The organism is Leptolyngbya sp. UWPOB_LEPTO1, assembly GCF_017302695.1.
Taxonomy (GTDB): Bacteria; Cyanobacteriota; Cyanobacteriia; order Leptolyngbyales; family Leptolyngbyaceae; genus Leptolyngbya; species Leptolyngbya boryana.
The window spans coordinates 35537-58351 of sequence record NZ_JAFLCJ010000027.1; the positions used below are offsets into that span (position 1 = coordinate 35537).

The 22815-nt window shown below is 46.3% G+C and carries 23 protein-coding genes; 14 read left to right on the plus strand and 9 right to left on the minus strand.

The window, feature by feature from the left end; all coding sequences use genetic code 11:
- Positions 1-6 precede the first annotated feature (6 nt).
- The 5 genes from J0L70_RS27345 to J0L70_RS27365 all read right to left on the minus strand — a co-directional run bounded on the left by J0L70_RS27345 (position 7) and on the right by J0L70_RS27365 (position 7367).
- A complete protein-coding gene (locus J0L70_RS27345) occupies positions 7-762 on the minus strand; it encodes a DUF928 domain-containing protein (protein ID WP_287456600.1) in 756 nt (251 codons plus the stop codon).
- Positions 763-927: 165 nt separating this feature from the next.
- Positions 928-3297 carry a dynamin family protein gene (locus J0L70_RS27350; RefSeq protein WP_287456601.1) on the minus strand — a complete coding sequence of 790 codons (2370 nt, stop codon included), beginning with the start codon at positions 3295-3297 and terminating at the stop codon, positions 928-930.
- A 196-nt stretch (positions 3298-3493) separates the two neighbouring features.
- Entirely contained in the window at positions 3494-4849 is a 1356-nt protein-coding gene (locus tag J0L70_RS27355) for an HlyD family secretion protein (RefSeq protein ID WP_287456603.1), read from the minus strand.
- 8 nt (positions 4850-4857) lie between these two features.
- Positions 4858-7008: a peptidase domain-containing ABC transporter gene (locus tag J0L70_RS27360; RefSeq protein WP_287456604.1), complete on the minus strand. Its 2151-nt coding sequence runs from the start codon at positions 7006-7008 to the stop codon at positions 4858-4860.
- An 80-nt stretch (positions 7009-7088) separates the two neighbouring features.
- On the minus strand, positions 7089-7367 hold the full coding sequence (locus J0L70_RS27365; RefSeq protein ID WP_287456605.1) for a hypothetical protein: 279 nt from the start codon (positions 7365-7367) through the stop codon (positions 7089-7091).
- A gap of 320 nt (positions 7368-7687) precedes the next feature.
- On the opposite strand from J0L70_RS27365, the gene J0L70_RS27370 reads away from it, so the two are divergent.
- A complete protein-coding gene (locus tag J0L70_RS27370) occupies positions 7688-8989 on the plus strand; it encodes a HEAT repeat domain-containing protein (RefSeq protein ID WP_287456606.1) in 1302 nt (433 codons plus the stop codon).
- Between the two features lie 36 nt (positions 8990-9025).
- On the opposite strand, the gene J0L70_RS27375 is transcribed toward J0L70_RS27370, so the two are convergent.
- Positions 9026-9544, minus strand: a complete 519-nt coding sequence (locus J0L70_RS27375) for a hypothetical protein (protein ID WP_287456607.1) — start codon at positions 9542-9544, stop codon at positions 9026-9028.
- 9 nt (positions 9545-9553) lie between these two features.
- Positions 9554-10045, minus strand: a complete 492-nt coding sequence (locus tag J0L70_RS27380) for a GNAT family N-acetyltransferase (RefSeq protein ID WP_287456608.1) — start codon at positions 10043-10045, stop codon at positions 9554-9556.
- A 756-nt stretch (positions 10046-10801) separates the two neighbouring features.
- Between J0L70_RS27380 and J0L70_RS27385 the strand changes: the two genes are divergently transcribed.
- From J0L70_RS27385 to J0L70_RS27395, 3 genes are all read left to right on the plus strand, one after another.
- A complete protein-coding gene (locus J0L70_RS27385; protein WP_287456609.1) occupies positions 10802-11302 on the plus strand; it encodes a glycoside hydrolase family 24 protein in 501 nt (166 codons plus the stop codon).
- A 390-nt stretch (positions 11303-11692) separates the two neighbouring features.
- Positions 11693-13180, plus strand: coding sequence for a pentapeptide repeat-containing protein (locus J0L70_RS27390; RefSeq protein WP_287456610.1), 1488 nt, complete (start codon positions 11693-11695; stop codon positions 13178-13180).
- 840 nt (positions 13181-14020) lie between these two features.
- Complete coding sequence (locus J0L70_RS27395) at positions 14021-14299, plus strand: hypothetical protein (RefSeq protein WP_242044277.1); 279 nt, start codon at positions 14021-14023, stop codon at positions 14297-14299.
- 82 nt (positions 14300-14381) lie between these two features.
- On the opposite strand, the gene J0L70_RS27400 is transcribed toward J0L70_RS27395, so the two are convergent.
- A complete protein-coding gene (locus J0L70_RS27400) occupies positions 14382-14837 on the minus strand; it encodes a hypothetical protein (RefSeq protein ID WP_287456611.1) in 456 nt (151 codons plus the stop codon).
- 170 nt (positions 14838-15007) lie between these two features.
- Between J0L70_RS27400 and J0L70_RS27405 the strand changes: the two genes are divergently transcribed.
- The 3 genes from J0L70_RS27405 (at position 15008) to J0L70_RS27415 (ending at position 16668) form a co-directional block, all read left to right on the plus strand.
- Positions 15008-15313: a hypothetical protein gene (locus tag J0L70_RS27405; RefSeq protein WP_287456612.1), complete on the plus strand. Its 306-nt coding sequence runs from the start codon at positions 15008-15010 to the stop codon at positions 15311-15313.
- A 72-nt stretch (positions 15314-15385) separates the two neighbouring features.
- Complete coding sequence (locus J0L70_RS27410; protein WP_287456613.1) at positions 15386-16342, plus strand: pentapeptide repeat-containing protein; 957 nt, start codon at positions 15386-15388, stop codon at positions 16340-16342.
- Positions 16343-16386: 44 nt separating this feature from the next.
- Complete coding sequence (locus tag J0L70_RS27415; protein ID WP_287456614.1) at positions 16387-16668, plus strand: hypothetical protein; 282 nt, start codon at positions 16387-16389, stop codon at positions 16666-16668.
- A gap of 78 nt (positions 16669-16746) precedes the next feature.
- Here J0L70_RS27415 and J0L70_RS27420 read toward each other — a convergent pair whose 3' ends face one another.
- Positions 16747-16929 (minus strand): DUF4278 domain-containing protein, encoded by a 183-nt coding sequence (locus tag J0L70_RS27420; RefSeq protein ID WP_190648779.1) that lies wholly within the window; start codon positions 16927-16929, stop codon positions 16747-16749.
- 110 nt (positions 16930-17039) lie between these two features.
- Between J0L70_RS27420 and J0L70_RS27425 the strand changes: the two genes are divergently transcribed.
- From J0L70_RS27425 to J0L70_RS27455, 7 genes are all read left to right on the plus strand, one after another.
- On the plus strand, positions 17040-17456 hold the full coding sequence (locus tag J0L70_RS27425; protein WP_287456615.1) for a winged helix-turn-helix transcriptional regulator: 417 nt from the start codon (positions 17040-17042) through the stop codon (positions 17454-17456).
- Positions 17457-17649: 193 nt separating this feature from the next.
- Positions 17650-18237, plus strand: coding sequence for a hypothetical protein (locus tag J0L70_RS27430; RefSeq protein ID WP_287456616.1), 588 nt, complete (start codon positions 17650-17652; stop codon positions 18235-18237).
- Between the two features lie 29 nt (positions 18238-18266).
- Positions 18267-19043, plus strand: coding sequence for a hypothetical protein (locus J0L70_RS27435; RefSeq protein WP_287456617.1), 777 nt, complete (start codon positions 18267-18269; stop codon positions 19041-19043).
- A complete protein-coding gene (locus J0L70_RS27440) occupies positions 19040-19231 on the plus strand; it encodes a hypothetical protein (protein ID WP_287456618.1) in 192 nt (63 codons plus the stop codon). The genes J0L70_RS27435 and J0L70_RS27440 overlap by 4 nt, the downstream gene beginning before the upstream one ends.
- Positions 19232-19340: 109 nt before the next feature.
- Complete coding sequence (locus tag J0L70_RS27445) at positions 19341-19949, plus strand: hypothetical protein (protein ID WP_287456619.1); 609 nt, start codon at positions 19341-19343, stop codon at positions 19947-19949.
- 59 nt (positions 19950-20008) lie between these two features.
- Positions 20009-20578: a metal-dependent hydrolase gene (locus J0L70_RS27450; protein WP_287456620.1), complete on the plus strand. Its 570-nt coding sequence runs from the start codon at positions 20009-20011 to the stop codon at positions 20576-20578.
- Entirely contained in the window at positions 20575-21030 is a 456-nt protein-coding gene (locus J0L70_RS27455) for a hypothetical protein (RefSeq protein WP_287456621.1), read from the plus strand. The genes J0L70_RS27450 and J0L70_RS27455 overlap by 4 nt, the downstream gene beginning before the upstream one ends.
- Positions 21031-22815 lie beyond the last annotated feature (1785 nt).

Genomic DNA, 22815 nt, shown 5'->3' on the forward strand with positions numbered 1-22815 from the left:
TCGCCTTTACGATCGTCGATCCCAAGTTGCCATCACCTGCCGCAATTGCTCAATAAATCGGTTATCTGTGCCATCTTGACGAATCGCAGTCTCTGTCATTGTCAAATTCTGTAGAAGTTCTAGCTGGAGGGCTTTTGCGCTTGGGTTTTGAACGGTTAATGCTGTACCGAAAGCATCGTACCATAGCCCTGATTCCGCAAAGATCTTAGCGCGTTGCAAGTCGTTTTGCACAGTGGAAAGCTGTTGCCGTAGAGTAGATGGCATTTCTACAATCTCAATTTCAGCTTCTGCTCTCAGATACTTAGAAGGGGATCTGGGGTCACAAAACAAAGTTGTTCGCCAGCGATACCGTTGTCCGGTCTGTAAAGCTTCCTGATTCTGAGGTAGGGTGTACTGCATCAATCCTGATGTGCTCTGCATCGTTGCTCGATGAACAATGCGTTCACCATTGCTAGTTAATTCAGATAGGACAAACTTGATTTCTTTGGGAGATGTTTCTGGAACAAACCAGGCAAACGTCGGGCGAGCAGAAGTCGTCTGCCCCACATAGGCTTGAGGAGCCAATGCTGGCATAAAATCGCCAACACCTGGGCAACCGCGTCTACCTGTCACAATCCCAGATCTTCTTGGTGTACTGCGCTGTTTCGGCGGTTGATATCCGGCTTCAGCAGGGAGGGTGATGCTGAGGAGCAAAGCGCAAAGGCTGCCAGCCAAAAATTTTCTGCTCAAGTCTGCTCTCAGTAATTGGGGGATGGCTCTCATAAAACTTCTCCAGAAAAATGGCTAGAAAGTAGCAGGATTTTTTGCCTTCAGAACTATTGTTGCAGAATCGCTTAGTAAAATTCAATCGAGTAGCAGTCTGGCTTTTCTGAGCAGCAAGGAGATCGCGACTCTAGCTTAGTCACGACCTCTCTCTTGCGGTACGCTCTAGTTCAAAAATTCAACTCTGTCTCGCTGATTGAGATCCAGAATCTTCTGCACTGCATCTAGCCAACCCTGATGCGATGCTTTCATTGCCTCAATCTGTCTAAACTCAGACCAGACCTTTGCTCGGATCTCCGGATCGCGCAAAAAGTCGTCCCATTCTTCCTTCATGTTACTGGCATCAAGGACTCGATCGACAAATTCAGTTGCCATGTAATAGCGGATTTGACTAGGAGCCTCTAGCCAGCGATCAAGAGTTTCACGACACTTCTGAACGGCTTGCTGATGGAGATGCTGCAAATTCCCGCGAACGTGCTTGGCATCAAATTCAAAAACTGAATTGAGAACGGCAGTCGCCAGTTGATCCGTAACTTGAACGACTTGTCCAACGAGTTCAGGGCTAATCGGTGTTGTTGCAGGCACTCCAACCGCAATTCCAGTAGTCGCAATAACCTTTGCTGCCTCCGTTGCTGTTTCCCGTAACTCATGGTTCTTGACGACTTCATCTGAATCAAGCACACTCATCAGATTTTGACGAATCAGCCGTAGAATCAACGCCCCATAGGAGATATTAAAGGTTGTAAGAGTGCGGAAGCCGACCTCAAGCGAGTTGTCACATTCTGCCAAGAGATCCGTGATGGTTTCTAGGAATTCTACTCCGCGTGCGTCTGTGAGATTGCCTAGCCCTCCTTTTTCAACCAGAACTTGAGCCACTCGCTCTTTGAGCTTGTTCGCAGCTTGTTGTAATCCATCGTCGAGTGCCAAGAAATTCTTCGATAGATGGGCACGCATTTCAGGAATGAAGATGCAATAAGCGGCTTTGTAGGAGTCGTGGAGATCTAGACTACGAGTGCGATCGCGAATTTCAGCTTCTGAGGGAATGCCCGAATCATTCTCACAAGTTGCCAGCGCCCCTTTCACAACTGCTTCAAAATCTGGATCAATCGTGTTTTGTTCACTGGCTAGGGTTTCCACTAAATCGCGCAATCCATTTGCGAGATCCTGCATTGTGTCTTTGAACAATCGCTTGAACAGGCGATTCTCTTGAGCCGAGGAGCGAATGGCATGGCGGGCACGACTTAGTTCAGACTGAATCGTGTGATGGAGTTCAATCAAGCTTTTTTGGCGCGATCTTGCATACCGTTCTTCGAGTGCTTGAATGTGCTGGTCAAGATACTGAAGAATGAGATCGAGAATTCGCTGTGCTTCATCTGGTTGGGCACAATTGGCGATTTCACAAGTCACAAATTTCATCTCGCCTTGTTTATCGCGCATTGCTCTACAAGCATCTAAGTTGTTACCCTCGGTTTGATGATTCAGCACCATAAAGGCGCGATCACCTAAATCAGGAAGGGCTTTAGCAGCAATGTCGTAAAGATCGGTATCGTATTTCAACCATTGATAGCGTTTGCTATCGGGTCGGCGAAGAAATAGCACAATATCGACTTCTCGCCCCAACGTGGTCAGCATCAAATCTTCGTCGCCTAAGCGAGTATCACCGAGTCCAGGCACATCCACTAACCCAAGTCGGCTCACGTCAGTTTTGCTGAATCGGCAGAAGATTTGAACTTCTCGAACCGCTAGATGCTTGAACGTTGTCAGTCGATCTTCAGCATCGCGCTGTTGCATGACATAGGTTGGAATTTCTTCCTGATTAATCTCGATTTCCCTAGGCTTACCAGGCTTTAATAGTTCACGGTAGTTTTTGAACGGCAGATAGTAGTCATTTTTTAGATGATCGTACATTGTCTGATGCGTCACCCCCTGTGGAGGTTCAGGCAACGGCTGAGATGCAAATTCATCTAAACTACTTGGAGGTTTGCCAAGCGCTAGTTTTATGTAATAAGGAGTGATTACCTCTTTCACGAAAGAGCTTTCCGAATGAAGTATGACGATTGCTTTAGTTTCAGCATCGTGATGCTCAATCTTGCTCCGAACAGCGGTACATGCTCCACCGGAACGTGCCGGAATTTCGTTATCGCTCAGTCCACTTAAGCTTTTTAGAAAAGTGCTTTTTCCTTGTCCTGTTAAGCCAACAACCCCAATATTTAGGGTATGGCGCGAGAATCGCTGCTCAAGCTGCTCAATTCGATCGAGTTCTGTTCGAATACTCTTTTCTAGTGCATTGAGATTTAGATTTTCTAGATTCTCCCTAGATTCGGAAATTTCTAATGTGGGCTGAATCGCAATCTTTTGCTGGTTGAGATTCTGAATTTCTCGAAGGAGAGCTTCGAGATGTGCTTTGACAGGTTTTACTCTAGATGCCAGTTCTTGTCGTTTCTGAATCACTTTGGCGATACGATCGCTGATACTTGATCGCGTTCCGTTATTTGTGTGATTGTTCTGTGTTTCATCAACTGCATTTACGCTCATTATGACCTCCTAGTTTCTGGTTCAGTTAAAGTAAGTTGCTTAATCTAGAGAGTAGGAAAGTTGACTTGGGATAGCATCGTTGCTTTCAGTACTTGTAATGGCAGACTTCGGATAGCCTAGATTCACAAATTCACTCAGTGGATTGCAGAAAACAGCAATCGGCTTCTGATATGGATCTTGCTAGCCACGTAGAGAGCTAGTCGAGCAAAAGTCTGGCTTTTCGGAGCAGAGATCGCAGTACCGTTTCTTCCCGCGAAATGATGTCGGCAGTCGCTTCCATGCCCGCTTGAATTGAACAAGGTTGGTTCCCTTTCATCAAGGTAGTGGACTTGGGCTGAACCTTGACTGTGAACACACCGCCAGATGTTGAACTTGTCAGTGTAGGAGTAGCAGAATTTTGAGGCACAATCGCATCTGGCGAAATTTCGCTCACTGTTCCCTCTAAGGTTCCATAGTCTGGATAAGCACAAGCGGCAATTCTCAACTGGACTCGCTGCCCGATTTGAACTTGCTCAATCTCTTGAGACAGAACCGTTGCGCGAATCATTAAAGGCGCACTGTCCGGGGAAATTTGCGCGATCGCATCTCCAGTTCTGACCAGTTGCCCCGGATTGCGTAACTCTAACTTCAAAATCGTTCCATCACTTGTTGCCCGAATCACCGTTCGTTGTAAATCGCGATCGAGTTGCTGAATCTCTTTTTCTTGACGGCTGAGTTGCGCTTGAAGCTGCACTTTTTGCTGAATAATAGCTTCTCGTTCTTTTTGCAGCGCTGCTGAGGTTGAGTTCCCTTTAGCTTGTTGCTGTGCGATTTGTTCTTGAGCAATCTGAATCGGGGCTGCACTTGGAGCTAATGCGGCTTTGGCACGGGATAATCGAGCTTGAGCCGATTGAACCGCAGATTCTTTTTCTTTCAGTTGCGCTTGAGAAACACCACCAACGCTGGCTAGGGTTTGAAATCGCTGCATTTGATCAGTCGCGAGTGCCAACGCTGCTTCTGCTTCTTGCACTTCAGATTCTGAGGTAATGGTGCGATCGCGATGTTCTCGCTCAGTGCGGCTCAGTTCTGCTTGAGAGGCTGCAATTGCCCGATCGATGGCGGACTGTTCGGCTGTAATCTGGTTATCCAAGGCACGAATCTGGGCATCCAATTGTCCAATCTGTAAACGGTCTTGTTGTAGAATCGATTGAAGCTGGTTGCGGCGATTTTGGAGTTGAAAATCGTCTAGGTAGGCGATCGCGTCTCCTCGCTTAACTTGCTGATTCTCTTTGACTGTAATCTGTCTAATTGTTCCTTCGAGTTCTGATTGCACAATCCGCAATTCTCCAGCCGGACGCACGATCGCGCTTGCTCTAACCTTTGTATTGTATTGAGTCACAGCAGCAAGCCCGATCGCAGCAGCAACACCTCCAACCAGTACTAATCCGCTCAAAGTCATCCAGCGACTCACAGAGGGCAGAAATTCATCGCTTGTGACAGTGCGGAGCATTGTGATCGGTGACGTTCTTTCCGTCAGAGAAGGGAGATCCAATTTAGGGCGACTAATCAGCATAGTTCAATTTATGGGGTAAGAAAATCGAGATGAGAACCAGATTGAGCGCGGAGATCTGAGGGTGTTCCTTGAAGTTTGACTTTGCCTTGTTCGAGAAACACAATCCAATCGGCACGATCGATGACTCTCGGACGATGGCTAATCAAAATCGTGGTTTTTCCCTGGCGATGAGCAAACAATCGACTTAGAACCTGAGCTTCACTGACTGGATCAAGTCCAGCCGTCGATTCATCCAAAATCAAAACAGGCGGATCATTTACAATGGCACGAGCGATCGCCAATCTTTGCCGTTGTCCTCCAGAAAGATTCGCTCCAAATTCGCCTAAAACGGTTTGATACTTATCGGGTAAACGGTTAATAAATTCATCTGCCTGAACAATCTGACAGGCTTGGACAATCTTTTCAAAGGGTGTTTCAGGATTACCTAAGCGGAAGTTTTCGAGAATCGATCTGCTCCAGAAATGAGCATCCTGCGGCACAAGTACAACTTGTTGGCGTAAGCAATCGAGTGAGAGATCTTGAATGTTATACAGTCCGATTTGAATGTTGCCAGATTGAGGCGGATACAGTCCAGAAATCAGCTTTGCAACAGTACTTTTTCCGCACCCGGACTGACCAATAATTGCAACCACCTGACCGCCCGGAATCTTCAGTGAAAAGTCTTGCAGGAGTTCTATTCGTCCTGGATAGTGAAACTGAAGTTGACTGCAAACTAAATCAGCTTGTGGCGAAATTCGAGCCGTTGGTTTATCAAAATCGTTCTCACCCTCTGGGGTTGCATCAATCACTTCTGTGAGTCGTTGTGTTGCAGTTTTGACTCTTGCGAACTCATCGACAAATCGAACCAACGTGCTAATCAATGATAGAACATGATCATTCATCGCTTTGAAAGCAAGTAGCTGACCAATGCTTAGATTTTCCGCTGGATTCGTCACCAGCATTCCACCAAACCAAAGTAGAAAGATGCCGCTACTGCTGGAAACAACGCTTGAAAACGTTCCATTGATGATGCCAATCTGAGCCGTATTGAGCGTGACTTTCGATAAACGGCTAAAACGGCTTTGAAATTCTTCCCAAAACTGCGGTGCAGCCGTTGTTGTTTTCAGCGTCATTGCACCTTTGAACGTCTCAACTAAAACCCCTTGATTTTCAGCTTCTGCAACTAACAATGTGCGTGTCTTTTGCTGAAGGGTTGGCATGAACAAGAGAGGTACGATCGTCATCAATAATCCAGAGACAACACCTGCGATCGTCAATTTCCAACTATAAAACAGCATCACTCCCAGCGAAATCAGCGCCACAAAAATCTGTGTTGGCAGACTGATAACAACCTGCGATACCAATTGATTGATCTCGCGAACATCTCTCAATCGGCTGACAATCTCACCACTTCGCCGCGCTTCATAGTACTCCAGCGGCAGTTGTAGCACCTTACGCCCAAATTCCAGCACCAACCCCAACTCTAGTCGTTGAGCAAAGTTCGCAATTAGATTCGACTGCACAAATCCCAAACTACTGCTAATCAGCGTCATGACCACAACTGCGATCGCCATTGTCGTTAACAGCTTCGTATCACCTCTTACCAAAACATCATCGGTGAGCATTTGCATCAGGAAAGGCGAAGCTAGCGACAACACTCCTAAAACACTATTGAGCAATAGCACTTGAGCAAACACACCCCGATATGCCCAAGCCCGACTGATAAACCGCCGCATTCCTCCAACTGGGTCATCCGTCTGCTCAAAGAATCGTACCGGATCAGGCTCAATTAACAATGTCATCCAGTCTGTCCAAGCTTCTACGAGTTCTCGCTTCGTGACATGACGGATTCCTACTGCTGGATCAGCAATCACACACTTTCTGCGATGCTGACCGTATAGCACAACCCAGTGTCTTCCTTTCCAGTGAATGATTGCAGGTAAGGGAGCATCTTCTAATCGATCAAGAATCTGCGGCGAAGTTCTGACTGATCGTGCATTGAATCCTAAAGCCTCTGCACCCCGTTTCAATCCGAGTAGCGTTGTACCCATCTGACCTGTGCCGACCGCTTGGCGCGATCGATTCAAGCTAACACTGCGTCCATAATGTTTCGCGATCGTGGCAAGGCAAGCGGCTCCGCAATCTTCTTCACCGTGTTGGGGGACGTGATGATATCGCATAGGGCAATTCTGCTGATGTGAGTTTGAGAAAAGCGATCGCACTTGGGCAAGCAGCGCGATCGCTCGCGGTAATAGTTTGGTTAGAATCCACCAACCTGTCTTGCAGCGCCTAGTAGGAAATCTAATTGCCCCGTCGTGCCACCTTGTAAGAAGGCATCAAGCGAACCCCAAGACACTACATTGTCGAAAAATTGCACCTGAAGTGGATAAATCCACGGATCAGGTAAGAATGGGACTAGAGAGTTGTAGAATTGACCTTGGAAGTCGAAGCCGCCCAGACCGCCAAAACCACCGTTAACTGAGGCAGATTCATCAGATGTCACGTCGGTAAAGAGAGAAGTATGGTTGATCGTATTCATGATTTGCTCCTTATGATTTGGATAAGTTGAGTGACCAGAAACAGGTGAATCAGAAGTTGAAACCGGAATCGCTGTTTCTTTGATTCATAGAATATAAAAAGCAAGCATTGTAAACACTAACGGTTCCTGCGAATCTAGCTGCTAGAAGTCGATAGGGCAGGTGCAAGAGCCTGTAGCGGCATGTGCAGAAAACTGAATCTTGTATTTAAGAGACATATAACCGTTTGCTGTCGTGGCTTTAACCCAAGCGTCTCAAGGTCGCGCCTGATTCTTGGGCAGACTGAAGTGAGTTGTTAGCAGTTAGGACTTGAGTGTTATCGATGAGAAACCGAACTGAGAAATTAGCACGCTCGACTTCGCCAAACTTCTTAGAAATGACGTGGGCAATACTCAAGATAATTTTGTGGGGTGGAACGCTAGCCATTGGAATCGGCGATCGTACTTCTGCACAGCCTGTTGCACCAATGTCAAAGCCTTCACCCACTCAGACGACTTTTCAGAATATTTCAACTCTGATCGAAAAGCTTGAAAGCCCGAAACCAATTGATCGACTCAATGCCATTGATGGGCTGGCAAATATGGGATCAGCAGCGTCACCTGCGATTCCCCAACTGATTGATTTACTACAGGACGAATTTCCTGGCATCCGCAGTAGCGCGGCTCGTGCGCTAGGAGCGATTGGGGAACCTGCAAAAATCGCAATCCCTGAACTAACCGCTCTCCTTCAAGATCCGAATGGCACTGTTCGTGCAAGTTCAACTCGCACACTACAACGAATTAGAGCTATGCCACAAGTTGAAATTCCCCGCCTGATTGCGCTCTTGAAAGATTCTGATCCCAATATTCGCAGTCGCGCAGCACATGAATTGTACTTGTTGGGAGAACCTGCAAAAGTTGCGATTCCTGCCCTGATTCCCCTTCTGAAAGACTCCGATCTTAACGTCCGTATTGCGATCTCGGCTGTATTGAACAAAATGGGAGAGACAAAGCTCGCAATTCCTACCCTAATTCCATTGCTCAAAGATTCAAATCCCTTGATTCGTCAAGGTGCAGTAAATGTATTGGGTTTAATGAAAGTCTCAGCAAAAGAAGCAACCTCACAAATCTTGCCCCTGCTCAAAGATTCCAACCTAGAGGTTCGCCATAGTGCTACCTTTGCGCTAGGACGGATTGGAGCAATCGCACAAGTTACTCCTTTTCTCCGCGATTCCGATCCCAGTCTCCGCAACCTGATTGCCGAGGTGTTAGGAAGCATGGGAGAACCAAACGTCGTGCTGGCGCAGTTTGTCCCATTGCTGAAAGACACAGATCCAAGAATGCGTAGTAATGCCGCTCAGGGTTTGGGATGGAAAGGAACAGCCGCGTCTCCGGCGATTCCACATCTCGTTCTGCTGTTGAGCGATCGAGACTTCGAGGTGCGGAAAAGCGCAGCCGAAGCGTTGGGACGAATCGAAGGAGTAGATACAACGATCTCACGACTCACTCCTTTTCTCAAAGATGCAGACCCGCAAGTTCGACTCAGCGCAGCCTTCTCACTGGCAGAACTGGGATACAAGCCTATGGAAATGCTGAAGCTGATTCAGAATTTGATAGATGGGATGTCAAACTCACCTCAACCATGAAGCGCAAACTCTAAATTTCGTCTGGGGCAAATCGACCTAAGCTGTTTTTGAACCTTGAATGAAATCTGCCCAATGGTTTTGAATTGCGTCGGTTGCAGCTTGTCCGATCGCATTCCAATCTGAAGCGGAGAGTAACGAATGAACCACTGACTTCAGTTGGGCACGAAGCGGTTTGTCTGGGGACTGAAGCTGATCCTCGTCAACCAAGGCATCGAAATAGGCTTGCTGTTCGCCCGTGAGATCAGTCAGATGCTGTCGGATGCGTCGTCGCCCCTCTGTGATTGCCGCTTCAGTTCCTGCACCCAGATTCACAAACTGAATCAGTTCTGCCAGATCGCTCAACACCATTGACTGCAATCGCACCTTTCGCATGACTGCCTTCGACTGAGCAGGTGTAACAGGCTTCGGATTCTTAGAATAAGCAGGGAACCCAGCCCCAATCTCATCAAATTCCGATTCGAGGCGAACGACTTCTTCCAGAACCGTGGGGTTGTCTAGGATGTCCAGCAGATCGCCAGTTTGCTCGAATTGTTTCCGCAGCAGTTCGTCATTCATGATTCAGCCTCAATCCTCTAGCGGTTGCAGCAATCGTCCATATTCAAAGTATCTCAGATCTTCTTTGTCTGGGCCTTGCCCATAATCTGTCATATTTCGACGCTCATAAAATCCTTCTGATGTCGGTAAAGCATGGAGTCCAATCCGCTCTTCATAGCCTAAAGCGACACTTCGCCGTCGAGCAAAGAGGAGCAGTGCCGTTCCAACTCCATCAAGATAGGGTGGATCTTCGAGACGGCGACGATTCCAAGGGGCAGATGCCAATGCTTCAACGTAAACAATTCGGTGAGCAGGATTTACCCACGATCGATGACACTGAGTTTCGATCCACATTAATCCTTGAGTCAGTCCTTCAAACTCGATCGCATAAGCTTCAAAGCGATCGTTAGGGATAGATAACCGTTTTTTCATTGCCCAACTCCAAAATTCGTCGTCCTGTCCTAACTCATGCAAAATGTCTCGCCAAAAGCCTTCAAAGTCTTCCACATGGCGCTGCTGCATGAAATAAAGTTAAGCCTGAACAGTCTGCCCTAGTCCTGTTTGCAGACTAATGAGTCGCAGCATGAGCTTCGCAGTTTATGAGTCTTCAATCCTACAGCATCTGGGAAACCATCAGATTTTTTCTATGAATGGTGGCGCAAGGCTGTAACGCCATAAAACTTAATACGTCTCTAATGTAGTGAAACAGGCGTAAGACTACTAAATTCACCCGAAATTACTCAATTGTTTCTAAAGAAACCTAAGTTTTAGCGATTGTGATCTAGATTGTGATCCAAGATTTGAAAACTCAAATTTCAGCGGCTGCAACCCTTGATAGGATTGAATTTTGAAAAGGTAGAGGCGCTGATTTGTAATCAGCCGGTCGCAAGTTCGAGTCTTGTCACCAGCTTTCCTCTAACCCATACCCTGTCGGAGTTTCAGGTATTCTGAATGTCTGGGAGTATCTCAGAATATGGCAGAATATACCCTATATTTTAGGGAAAGTTTAGGGAAGACAGGGTAAGTGGTTAAGGGTAAATTGACTGTTGAGGCAATCAATGAGCGGTTGAGATCCGCTAATGTTGGAGTGGCGGTTCGACAAAAGGGAAATCGCCTTTACCTGCGGGCGACATACAACGCCGCGAAACTGAGAAGCAACGTGCAATCGCTGAGAAGCAACATGAAATTGCTGAAACACAGCGCCGGGAGGCAGTCAGGCAACGTCAACTTATAGAAGGTTTACTACAGAAATCAGACATTGCAACACCAGAACTGAGTTTGAATCTAAAGGCTTTTCTGGATACTGTAGCATGGTCATTAGGGACTGCTTTACCAAACGGTTATGGATTGATTTTCTCGGGAGAGGAGTTCAATCAGTTCAACACTCATCCTCGTCGTGAAGTTTGTGCTGTTTTCTTAGGGAAACAAATTTGTGAAGATGCTGCTGGACGCTATTTAATAGTATCGTCAACATGGGATTCTATTGCCCAAAGACTAAGACTACAAGACTTCTCACCTCGATCGCAAGATAAAGCAGCTATCGAGTTGATTCAAGAGAAGGGCGCGCTTGAAGATGTAGAAGAAGGAAGGTTCGATCTAGCGGTTAAAAAATGCTCTTCTGTTTGGGGTTCGCTGCCAGACTCTGAAGGACGCTCTCAATGGGGATTTCAGATTCAACCCATTGAATCTTTACGCTCGGTATATATGTTTTACCGTTCAAAGTATATTTACCAAGATAAAAAAGGAAACTATTTGATGTTTTTTAAAGAGAAGACGTGAAATCTGAATGCTTAGTGTAATGAGCACTACTCCGTTAAGTAGTCCGACTTTGCGAAGTATAGAGTGCAACATGCCTAATCTCGCTTGCAGCGGGGCATTATGGCTTCGTCTTCTGCTAATGACTTACACAGTTGAACTTGATGATTTATGCAGCGTGACTGAGATTTGTGGATAGTACGATCAACATAACGAGCTAGGCGATCCCAATTAGAAAGTGACATATCCCAAAGTGGACACAATTGAGTGTGGAAGAACAACAGTGCTCAGGAAAATTAGCGATCTCTTATGATCGATATGGGTAATTAGCGCCACTTTGAGATCTGTGAAAGGGAAATTAGGGATCGGTGGCGATAGTGAAGTAGTGAATGTCTCAGCGTTGAGGGAAAGACGGTGGCAGAGCAGGAACAGGTAGAAATTTTGAAGCAGGGTGTGGAAGTTTGGAACAACTGGCGCAAGCGTAACACTACGATTATTCCTGATTTAAGTGAAGCGGATCTTAGTGAAGCTGTCTTACCAGAAATTAATTTATCAGTCACAAACCTTTATGGAGCAAGGCTAAATAATACAAATCTACGAGATGCAAGTTTTGTTGGCGCAGATCTTAGGAAAGCCATTCTGGTAAATGCAAATCTCATTAAGACAAAGTTTGGGAAAGCGAAGCTAAACGAGGCAAATTTGAGTGGAGCTGAGATGATGGAGGCAAAACTCATTAAAGCAAACCTGGAAGGGGCATGTTTAATAGGGGTTGATCTAAGTGATGCCTCGCTTAGAGAAGCCAACTTAAGCAGAGCTATTTTTCAGCACGCAGAACTCCAGGAAGCCGACTTTAGACCTTATACACTTCAGGAAGGTGGAGCGATAAAATTTTGGCTTGATGATGGATACACACGGCAAAATTTCGCTGAAGCTATTTTCAGAGAAGCTAACCTCCGAGAGGCTACTTTCCGAGGTGCAGATCTGAGAAATGCTGATTTCAGTGCAGCTAATTTGAGTGGCGTTGATTTTAGAGGTGCTGATTTGTCTAATACTAGATTGACGGGAGCTTGTGTTGAGGGCTGGAATATCAGTAGTGATACTAAAACTGTAAATGTACTTTGTGATTATCTCTACATAAAAGGACTATATCAGGAACGTCGCCCTAGCCACGGAACTTTTGCACCTGGACAGTTTTCTGCTCTCTTTCAGCAAGCTTTAGAAACTGTTGATCTGATTTTTGCTGATGGTATCGACTGGCAAGCCTTCTTTCAATCCTTTCAAGAACTGAGAACGCAATACGACAATCTTTCCATCCAAGCGATCGAAAAGAAAAGTGGCGGTGCATTCGTCATTCGCTTAGAAGTGCCACCAGAAGCAGATAAGGCAGCAATTGAGAGTCAGGCGAAGCAACTCTACGAAGGGCAAATTCGACTGTTAGAGGAACGGGTTTCGGAATATCGAGATGAAGTGATTTTTTTGCGTCAAAGCTTGCGTCAAAGTAATACTAATATTGAAAGGATTGTTGAAACAATGGCTGAAAATCAATCTCCCAAGTATGACTTTCGGGGTTCCAATATCGGTAATTTTGTTGATACTGCTCAGGCTGGAAGTCATCAGAGTAATGTCCAATACATCAATATGAGTCAGGATCTCACCCAGGCGGCACAACAGATTCAAGACTTATTGCAACAACTTCAAACTCAAGGCGTGACTGTTGAAGACTCTCAACAGCAAGTCGCGACAGATATGGCGAAGCAAGCGGAAACGAATCCTGCCATGATGGGAAAATTGGTTTTGTGGGGAAAGGCAATGGCGAACAAAGCCAGTGAGACAACCGTAAGTGAAGCGGCGAAGATGGTTCTTACCCTGGCATTGAAGGCAGCAGGCATTCCCCTACCATAAGCGTTGGTGCTTGATTACCTAGATTGACAACGGTTGAAGACCCACATCGTATCACCGATGGGAGGATTGCTCTCTGAAATTGATAATCTTCTATTGTAATAATCACGGCTACCTAAGCCATTGATAAAGGCGTATTTAGGGACACTGCTTTCCCGTCCCAATAGCCTTGAGGCAGATTTGAGGTCGCTATCAAAGAAGTTGATTATAAAACTATTGTCCTGCCAATTCTCGGAAGTAGCCCTAGTATCTGCAAGTGAGATTGAGCCATATCCCTGTGACTGCGAGAGATTGAAGCGATATAATTCGCCCTGGGAGTTTCTTCTAATGACAGCCGTAGCATAAATTGTCACACTTCTCGAAGTAGGTGGTCTGAAAACTAACTCAAATCCCTTTCCATTTCCATCTCGGTATACAGCCTGAGTTAGTTTGCAATTTTGGGCATAAACGGGAGTCGCCAGAACTATTGTGCTGATTGCAAACAATACGACGCTTGGTTTCATTTCTAAGTACCATCACTAATAAACCGTGATTGATTATACTACTCTTGAATTTTTTCTAACGTCTTCACAGGAATAGCCTGATTTGTTACGGAAATGCAACTGAATAACAAGCAGCAGTTTTATGCTGTCAATCTACGAACAAACAAAACAGGGTAGGGAGAAATCGTGATGTCGGAGAGTTCACATCCATTTACACCCGAAGAAATGAACGAATAGCAACAACAATTAGAGGAAGCAGATCGATACAACTTTTACCATTGTTGAGCCTGAAAACATCTTCAGAAGAGGCGCTCTACTGAAGATTTATGGTATGAATGTGACCATTTACCCGGAGTACTCGATGCAAACTTCTAATTCTCCCTCGTCTGTCCCTTCCAAAAGCATGGTTCAGAGCAAGACAATTTGGGGCGCGGTGCTGACTGCGATCGCGTCTATTGCTCCTCTCATTGCCAAAAGCATTACCGCTTATCAGAACACGGGCAAAACTGATCTGAATGATATCGCTCAAATGGTTGTCATACTAGCAACTACGGCATTAACCATTATTGGGCGAATTGATGCCAGTGCTGTGGTTTACACACCCGATGGAATGCCAGGAGCCAATAAGCCCAAAAATTAAGTGACCTTCGAGATGCTGACTACCTTCGAGATGCTTACTTTAAAGGCTTCAAAAATGTCGTCAGAGAAACTAATCTTCAATGTCAAGGAAATTTCAGAGGCTGTTGAACTCCTCCGACGATTGGGGATGCTCTCCAGCCCAATTTTTTTGGTTGATCACAGTATCCGATCGTGGCAGACCATCGAGATGGAAACTCCGAGTCAAGAAATTGAATATGCAAAGTCCCCCAGTAGTAGGTTTTTTGCCCATTGCGCCCCTCACGATAAGTCTCACACCGAACGTTTGAGGTCGATTGGCTCCAGTAGCCGGAGTAGTTTCTTCGATCTTGAAGCTGCCCTGCCAATCCGTCAATGAATAGTGCCCCTTGGACAGCATCACCATACGTCAAGATCGCAGTTTTTCCTCGATCAGCCTGATAGACCACTCTGCCATAGTCACTGTCCCAGACTTCATCAGATCTCGCAGGTGAAGCAATTCCTGCTGTCGCCAGTAAGATTGCAGCATGGAGTAATACCCGTTGACCCGAAATTTTGATCATTTGAGATATTGTTGAAAGGATTTTGAGAACTCAGGAAAATATTAACTCAACCCCTTCAAGACTTTGCATTTTAGAACAACTTTCAAAACCGGAAATCCGGCAGTATGGGTGCAAAAGGATTAAGCATGTTGCTTGCTTGGAGTTTCCAGATGATGAGGGAAAACATTTCTATGTTCGAGATTCTCAAGCACTATCGAACTGGTATGGCAGCCTACGATCGCTGTCACCTGCCCACAATTCGCTCCCAATGGTCAGCATTCATGGCAGAACTGAAAGAATTCATCGCTGAGCCGAGTTTAGACGAAGCCTCAGATGTATTGCACTCCTTTGGTCGGCTGGTTTGGAAGCTGACAGGAATTCCGCTTCAATGGCTGGCTTATCCGACTGTGAGGAAGCATGGAGAGCGATTCGCGGAAACGGGTTGTATTCGCAGCAGGCGGAATTGTAAGGGGCGATGTTGCGACAGAGATTATTAATTAACGACGGAGAACTCTGAAATGCTCAAGGAATTGGCTGTATCAGTTGAGTATTGAGTCTCTATTTCAACGATGACGCAACCAACGCCCCCAGAATCGTCAAATAATCATCGCTCTGATGCAAAATCACCTTCTTTTGTGAAACGTGGAAAGCTTTGGGTTCCTGATACGTTTCAAAGTCGTCGATCGCTCCTTCAGAAAGTTTGGCACTGGACGGGATTTGGAGAAAAGAAGCTGTGGGATGTGTTGCAATTGTTGATTGTGCCGACTGCTTTAGCGATCGGTGCATTCTATTTACAGGAAACGTCGAAACAGAGGGATTTGGAACTTGCGGACGATCGAGCGAAACAAGAGATGCTGAATCGGTATTTTGACCAGATTTCGACGTTGTTATTTGATCGGGGGCTACGGACTGCGAAAGCAGACGATGAATCTCGAATTGTTGCACAGGCACGAACATTAACAGCCTTGAGAGAGCTAGATGGAGAGCGACAAGGACAGCTCATCAAGTTTCTACATAAAGCGAAACTCCTTCAAGCGAAAAAGCCAGTCCTCGATCTTAGACAAACTAATTTAAGAGAAGCAAATCTGAGTGGAAGCAACTTATCGGACATCGATTTAGCTGGGGTTGACCTAGCTGGCATCAACCTATCTGATCTCAATTTACCTGATACGGATTCAATTCTGTCAGTCGAGCGCAAGATAGGGAATAAAGAGCCGTCTAGAGTAATGATTTTTCGGTCTTATGAGAATCTTTCAAGATTGGAAAGGACAAATTTAGAGGGAGCAAATTTGAGTGGAACAGACTTCCGTGCGGCAAATTTAAGAAGAGTAAATCTTAGTAGAACAGACCTTAGTAAAGCAGACCTTAGTAAAGCAGACCTTAGAGATACAAATCTAAGTTTCGCTAACTTGAAAGACGCAATTATGTTTGAGCCAATTCTAGATGGAACGCTGCTCTGCAATACCATAATGCCCGATGGGACAAAGAGCGATCGCGACTGTGACAAACTTAAACACCTGAAATAATCTTGACATCAATCAATATGGTAGAGGTTTCAGGAGTTAGATGAATGAGCACAACTGAATTTCATCCCTGCCCCATCTGTTCAACTCCAGTACCACACTGGGCGCGATACCCAAAATCAGTCTGCCACAACTGTTTCGACAAAGCCTGTGACGATAAAGGGCGAAAGTTGGGCTTTTATAACGTCTCATTCAGTGGTGGATTCAAAGCCGTAGTCGAGGAAACAGGCGAGGAGAATGAAAACCACATCTGCTACATCGAAGGCGTAAAGTGCTGGGCAGATGAAGCGCGGTTTGGTGGAATTGTGATCCAGCCCTTTGAAAGTTGAAAACCATCACGCTACTACTGAGGAACGCGATCGCGGGTAAAGTGAGGGTGCGATCGCGCTCCTGATAGTTTCAAAGCACTAGCAAGCAAAGTAAACTGATCCCCGATAGGTCAAGATCTGACATTGTGATGTTGCACGCTGAGGAGCCGCAGAATTTGGCTGATATTTGACTCCTCGGTAAATAAGGGTCGGGTTGGAGGGAGCCACTTGAGCGCTGGTAGAGTTGGAGTTGTAAGAGCAGCCACGATATTTCAATTGCATGATAGATCTCCTTGGGGGTAAGTAGAGGAATGAAAGAGAGCAAAACTCAGAGGGTGTTATCGCTCTCTTGATTACTTCCACGATGAAGTTCTGAAATTTATGCAGCCAGTTTGGAAATCTGCGCGATCGCTGCTCGTTTGTCGATCGCTTCCCGCCCATCGGGCACTTTGACAGCAGCAGTTTTGTACTATCTCATGCTGTCGATATACGAACAAACGAAACAGGGACGAGGAACGCGATCGCGCATTCTGGCAATTCTCAATGAGACAGACGGACTTACCCGCAAGGAATTAGTTGAGCGATCGGGACTGACCTATGAGCAAGTGCGGCGACAGACCCGAAACTTACATGTTGCCGGAGTGATTGAGTCTCGATTAGTTGAGGGAGAGCGACGATATTATCTGAAAAAGTCTTCTACTACGCCTGTATTGGTTGGGTTTCTTCTGCTCGTATGGTTGCCAATTTTGCATCCAACGATCGAGATAGAGCCTATTAAGATATCTCCCTATGATCAGCGGGATTCCTAGCTGAGAGTGAGAATTAACTGTAAATAATTACAGTGAGAAAGATTGAACTTGCTCAGTTCAATTGTGAAACATTCCGATTTCTGGTCTTCATCAAGTCTTTACGGTGGTTGGTCAGAATTCCGGTAGAGTCTCGGACACGAATTTTTTTGCGAGACTCAGATAATATGCACAGTTGATTCAAATGTTTTCCGCTATGACTGACCAGAATTCCGCCACTGCTAACCAGAATTCCACTACTGAGATGCAGTACCGACCGGACGAAGTTCAACGAGAATTTGATATCAAATCTGCTCAGTATTACGAGCGATTAAAGTTTCTCGGCATCAAAGCTCACAAAGATGAAAAAGGAAAGGCTTACCTCGACCAATCGCAATTTGATCGAATGAAGCGACTCGATCAACACATTCGAGAAACCGGAGAAATGGACGGATTTATTGATAGTGAAGGTGGAGAACTTGCGCCTGTAAATTCTGCTAACCTCGCAGCAGTGGAAGGTAGCGACCTGGCAGAACCGATCCCCGCAGTGGAAGAACCCACGATCGAGAATGGTTTGGGCAAGCAAATCTTTCGAGCAGCCGCTGAATTGAAGGCTTCCGAATTGGCAATGATTCCTCAAGTCGTTCGAGAAGTCGCGAACCGGATGACCAAAGACGATCTGCCTGAAGACCTTAAAGCCCAAGTGGAGCGAACCGAGGAGGCAACTCGCCCAAATTTTCACCCAAGCGCGATTGCGGACAAGTTACTCGATCAAATGCGCCAGAACCGACAAACAGCAGCGTAAATGACGATGCTCTAAATAAGGTGTGTGCTGTGGTCGAATCCGGTCACAGCGTTCTTGTCATTGGTGAAGCGGGATCAGGAGTCGATGATCTCGCTGTTTCTGTGCGCGAACTCTTTGAAGGTCAGTTCACCTGCGCGACTGAAACCTATAAGGGCACGACGAAAACCTTCTTCAAGTCGCTGGCTGAACAGGTTGGATGTCCGACTGAAGCCGAAGTCGGTGAGGGCAAATTCAAGCCGATGAGCGTCGATGAGATGAAAGACGAAATTCTCTCGAATGCTTCTGATGATTGGCTCTTTATCCTGCCTGAAGCGAAACGACTTCCGGCGAGTATTCGGTACTGGTTGGAAGATGCGATCGCATCCGGAGTCAGAGTTGTCGCCTTCAGTCCAATCAATCCTGGTCGTGATGTGTTTCTGCGAATGCTAGAAGTTGAATTAGAACTGCCCTCCGATGCTCATATCCGTAGTGTGATGACATCGGAGGCACAAAGACTCGGATTGCAGATTGATCAGTCGAGAATCGCGGAATTACAGCCACTTGCGGGACGAAGCCCGATGATTGCGCGGAAGGTGATTCAGCGCGAGAAGTTGGGCATGAAGCAAGACAAAGTGGAACATACTCAGGGCATTGTCATCATGCCGATTTTGGTCGCTGCACTGTTCTCGTTTGCAGTAGTACGCTTTGTAGGGCTGGGAACTAACAATAAGGGGCTTTACATCACAGGTGGTGTTTGTTTGACCGTGGGAATGGCGTTGAAACAGTTGGGTAGAGTATCCGGACCGAGAAGGAAGTTAGGGCAGTGAGAACGTTGGATGTGTTGCTGAAGAAATTTGATGAGTATGGGTTTGAGGATTTTGCGGTCTTTGCCGATTCTGTTGTCGTGCTGTTTGCGAATAGCGATCGATGGGAGGAATTACCGGATTTGGTTAGGGCTGAGATTCTTGAGCTTTTGGGACGGCAGATTGAGAATGTACAGCAATGCGAAGGATGACTGTCAGAACTTCTGATCCTCACGACTTTTTATTCACAAATTAATTCTTTGCATTATCCAAGACTGATTTGCAGACCTAAAATTTAGTCATCGTATCGATGGCTTTATCATGCGTACTTTTTCGACTATTGTTCTTGCGACGATCGGTTGGATTGGACTCAGCAGCATTTCCAGTCCGCTCAATGCGACGATCGTGAGTAACTTTGAAATAACAGTTGATCGATCTTTTGATTCCGATCGACTGCCGCCAGTCGGAACAAAGGGTTTCGGAACTTTGACGTTCGATGAATCCCAAATTCAGTACAACGAGAATAACTTTTTCGATCCCTATGCACGACCACCGTTTGGCTACTATGCTCAGAGACCAACTAGCCTCTCTCTTGATTTCTTCAACCGTCGCTACACACAAGTGAACGACTCCTCGATTGGTCGTTCTACTACTTACTTTTCATTCAACCGAACCGATACAGGAAGCTATCAACTCAAGGGTTTTCTGGTTGGCACGAGTGATGAAAGTTCATCGCTTGCCATATCGAGTAATGGCTTTGCCGCTGCATTTAATAATGCTGGTCTCGCTTACGGCACTGTACGATTGACGAGTTCTGAGGTAATCCCGGAGCCTAGCATGATCGCAGGAGTTCCAGTTGCCTTGATGTTCGGCTGGCTTTCCCACCAGAAGTTAAAACGTAGACGCTCTAAAACGATCGTTCTCAAATAAGGCTGTACTACAAACAGCGAGGGCAATCTAGAAGCAAGTTTCAGAACTCTTGCTCCTTAATGATGTCCGTGACTCATTGCGCGATCGCAACCGCAGGCACTTCCCTAATTCTCGGAACCGCTGAACCCTTAGCACTCTTCCTATCGCTAATCGGGTCACAGCTTCCAGACCTGGACACATCCACAAGTTATATCGGGCAAATCTTCTTTCCTGTAAGTCGATGGTTTGAGGCAAGATTCCCGCATCGAACGATCACGCACAGCCTGTTAGCAACCGGATTCCTTTGCGCGATCGCACTTCCGATCGGTTACTTCACAAACAATCTTCTCATCTGGCTATCCCTGCCACTCGGACACCTGCTAACCTGCATTTCCGACTGCTTTACGGTGAAAGGGGTGCAATGGTTTTATCCGGTTCCGGCTTGGTGCTGGAGCGTTTCAAATCCAAAGCGGCGAATTACAACGGGTGGAACGGGTGAGTATTGGGTATTAGCGATCGCGCTTTTCTTACTCGTTCTAGGGTTGCACATTGGCAGCAGTGGCGGACTCTCTCAGCAGGTCACAACGGCATTAGGCATGAGTGATGGTATAACAAGAAGTCAGCGACGAATCATGTTTGGGTGGATGTGAAGGGGATTTGGGCAAGCGATCGCACCCGCGCCGATGGAAAGTATTTCATCGTTGCCAATGAAGGTGATTCGTTCATCGTGACGGATGGGAAGGGTGGATTCTTCAAAACGGGTCAGCAGATTCTGACAGAGCGGATTGCAGCGACGATCGGCAACCCTGCTACAACTCAATTACAAACAATCTCATTCATGGATGAAGAAATCGCGCCAAAACTTCAGGAGATTGTAGCATTACAGCCCAATGCTTTGATTTTGCTCAGTGGGTCGATCGTGGTTGACCTGCCAGAGAATGTGAGGATTGCGATCGATGCGAATCGATTACAAACAGCGAAACTGGTAGATAAGACGGTAACGATGACATTTCACCCGATTGAGTCGGCTCTACAGCATTTGGGTGAGCAGTATGTAACGGGGACGTTGATGGTGAAGGTGATTAGTCCGCGACCGCAGTGAAGTTTTGTCCAGAGGGTTGCTAGAGATCTCTGAAACCTGATCAAGCTGCTTTCCTGATCGAGTCATGCTAAGGTGTCTACCTAATCCTTTGATTGGGGATCTTAGACAGATAAAAGTGCCTTCTCTAGTGGAAAAAATACAGAAGATTTCAGGCTAAGATTCCTACAGAGGGGTATTATGCGGAAAAGTTGTTGGGCTAAGTTCCTCAAATTGGGATCTTAGGCGGATTTTTTCAGTCCCAACAATAGTTAGGCGGCGTTAAGTTCTTGGAGAGATCGATGAGTGACATCAAAGCCATTTGAAGTTCCTGACTTAGCTACGTTTTGCCTTCTTGTAGAACAAGCTCGCGTTAGAGTGGGATGGATCGTCTATCCCGATATTGGTCCAGGGTGGATCGGAAGTCACCGAGAGATCAACTTCTATGTTGATTGCATGTTGGTTTCCAAAAATTTGATTATTTCACGTCTCATCAATGTGCTGTGCAAGGGACTAGAGATCCCAGCTACAAGTGCGGACTTGGTCATTTTCGGCGAAGGCGAACTTCGCAAGAATGGAAGCGCAATCGAGGTCGTCTACGATTGGAACAAAGCTTTCCCATACGATAATCCTATAGAAAGCGGTAGTGGTGTATTTACGTTAATAAGTAGGTTAACGGAATGATTTGTAAGATAGCGCTTCCCGAAATATCCCCTGTAATTCCCCTTGATAAGCAGGATGGCGAAGCCAGGAGTTTGCACGAAGAGGTTTTAACTTAATTATGTTTACCTACTTAGATATTGACATGAGATAGTAAACATTAATATTGCTGGTGCAATTCTCCTTCTAAAACGGCTCATCCCGAAGCTTCTCAACAGTTCTCAACCCTGGTGAATTCTGACTAGACCAACATCCGGTCTACGACAGGGCGGTCGCCCGGAAGTCACGTTCGGTGCATCAAAGTTTGCTCTTACGGGCATTGGTGATGCATTACGAGAAAGCTTCAGACAAAACGAATTGGGAGTTACCTGTTTGCAACTTGGTTACCTCAATACGGAGGATTCACTCTCTGTCCCATTGGCAGAGGCAGTTCGTCGGGGGGAGGGGAACTAATACCTTTGCATGACGTAGTTAAGGTAGTTAGCGCACTTCTAAATCTATCTGCTGCATTCTATGTCCGTGAGCTTATGCTTCCTGCAATTCGGGACGAACGATTTTGAAATCTTTGCGAAGCAAGCCCAAAGTTCGCGATCACCGGACGCAAACGATTTCTGATACGAACAACATACTTCAAAGTTCCGGTGCATTGCAGTTGTCCTCCTTATGACTGGACTCTTCATCAAGGGCACACTACTCAAAGTGATTGCCCTCATTCTCAATGAATCGACTGTTAATATTTACAGTGAGTTTGCTCCTAACAAGTTGTACTGCCCAGGCGCAGAATTCAACTCCGAGTCCGACTCCCACCATTATCCCAACTCCCACAGCTTCCTCAGTTTCTAACACCAGAGCGAAGCGCTTCACCCTAGAACTCAGCTTATCCGCGCCGGAAGATTTGAAAGTCCGAGAAGGCGATGTTGTCGTTATGGGTCAAGTTCTCTCAGATCGCACTCGTGAACGCCAACGATTAGAAGCTCAGAAAGCCCAGGTCTTGATCCAACTTGATCGCCTCAAACAACCCCCAATCAAACCCCTCGCGCCCAAAGCCGCATCAGGAATTGCCAATCTTCCAACCCCCTCATTTATCGAAGAAGAAGCCGAAATCGATCGTAAACAAGTCGCCCTTCAGCAAGTCGAGCAGGACTGGAA

Excerpts from the sequence above, each read along its gene's own strand:
- J0L70_RS27345 (WP_287456600.1), bottom strand. The coding sequence starts at position 762 with ATGAGAGCCATCCCCCAATTACTGAGAGCAGACTTGAGCAGAAAATTT.
- J0L70_RS27350 (WP_287456601.1), bottom strand. The coding sequence starts at position 3,297 with ATGAGCGTAAATGCAGTTGATGAAACACAGAACAATCACACAAATAAC.
- J0L70_RS27355 (WP_287456603.1), bottom strand. The coding sequence starts at position 4,849 with ATGCTGATTAGTCGCCCTAAATTGGATCTCCCTTCTCTGACGGAAAGA.
- J0L70_RS27360 (WP_287456604.1), bottom strand. The coding sequence starts at position 7,008 with ATGCGATATCATCACGTCCCCCAACACGGTGAAGAAGATTGCGGAGCC.
- J0L70_RS27365 (WP_287456605.1), bottom strand. The coding sequence starts at position 7,367 with ATGAATACGATCAACCATACTTCTCTCTTTACCGACGTGACATCTGAT.
- J0L70_RS27370 (WP_287456606.1), top strand. The coding sequence starts at position 7,688 with ATGAGAAACCGAACTGAGAAATTAGCACGCTCGACTTCGCCAAACTTC.
- J0L70_RS27375 (WP_287456607.1), bottom strand. The coding sequence starts at position 9,544 with ATGAATGACGAACTGCTGCGGAAACAATTCGAGCAAACTGGCGATCTG.
- J0L70_RS27380 (WP_287456608.1), bottom strand. The coding sequence starts at position 10,045 with ATGCAGCAGCGCCATGTGGAAGACTTTGAAGGCTTTTGGCGAGACATT.
- J0L70_RS27395 (WP_242044277.1), top strand. The coding sequence starts at position 14,021 with ATGCAAACTTCTAATTCTCCCTCGTCTGTCCCTTCCAAAAGCATGGTT.
- J0L70_RS27400 (WP_287456611.1), bottom strand. The coding sequence starts at position 14,837 with ATGATCAAAATTTCGGGTCAACGGGTATTACTCCATGCTGCAATCTTA.
- J0L70_RS27405 (WP_287456612.1), top strand. The coding sequence starts at position 15,008 with ATGTTCGAGATTCTCAAGCACTATCGAACTGGTATGGCAGCCTACGAT.
- J0L70_RS27410 (WP_287456613.1), top strand. The coding sequence starts at position 15,386 with ATGACGCAACCAACGCCCCCAGAATCGTCAAATAATCATCGCTCTGAT.
- J0L70_RS27415 (WP_287456614.1), top strand. The coding sequence starts at position 16,387 with ATGAGCACAACTGAATTTCATCCCTGCCCCATCTGTTCAACTCCAGTA.
- J0L70_RS27420 (WP_190648779.1), bottom strand. The coding sequence starts at position 16,929 with ATGCAATTGAAATATCGTGGCTGCTCTTACAACTCCAACTCTACCAGC.
- J0L70_RS27430 (WP_287456616.1), top strand. The coding sequence starts at position 17,650 with ATGACTGACCAGAATTCCGCCACTGCTAACCAGAATTCCACTACTGAG.
- J0L70_RS27445 (WP_287456619.1), top strand. The coding sequence starts at position 19,341 with ATGCGTACTTTTTCGACTATTGTTCTTGCGACGATCGGTTGGATTGGA.
- J0L70_RS27450 (WP_287456620.1), top strand. The coding sequence starts at position 20,009 with ATGATGTCCGTGACTCATTGCGCGATCGCAACCGCAGGCACTTCCCTA.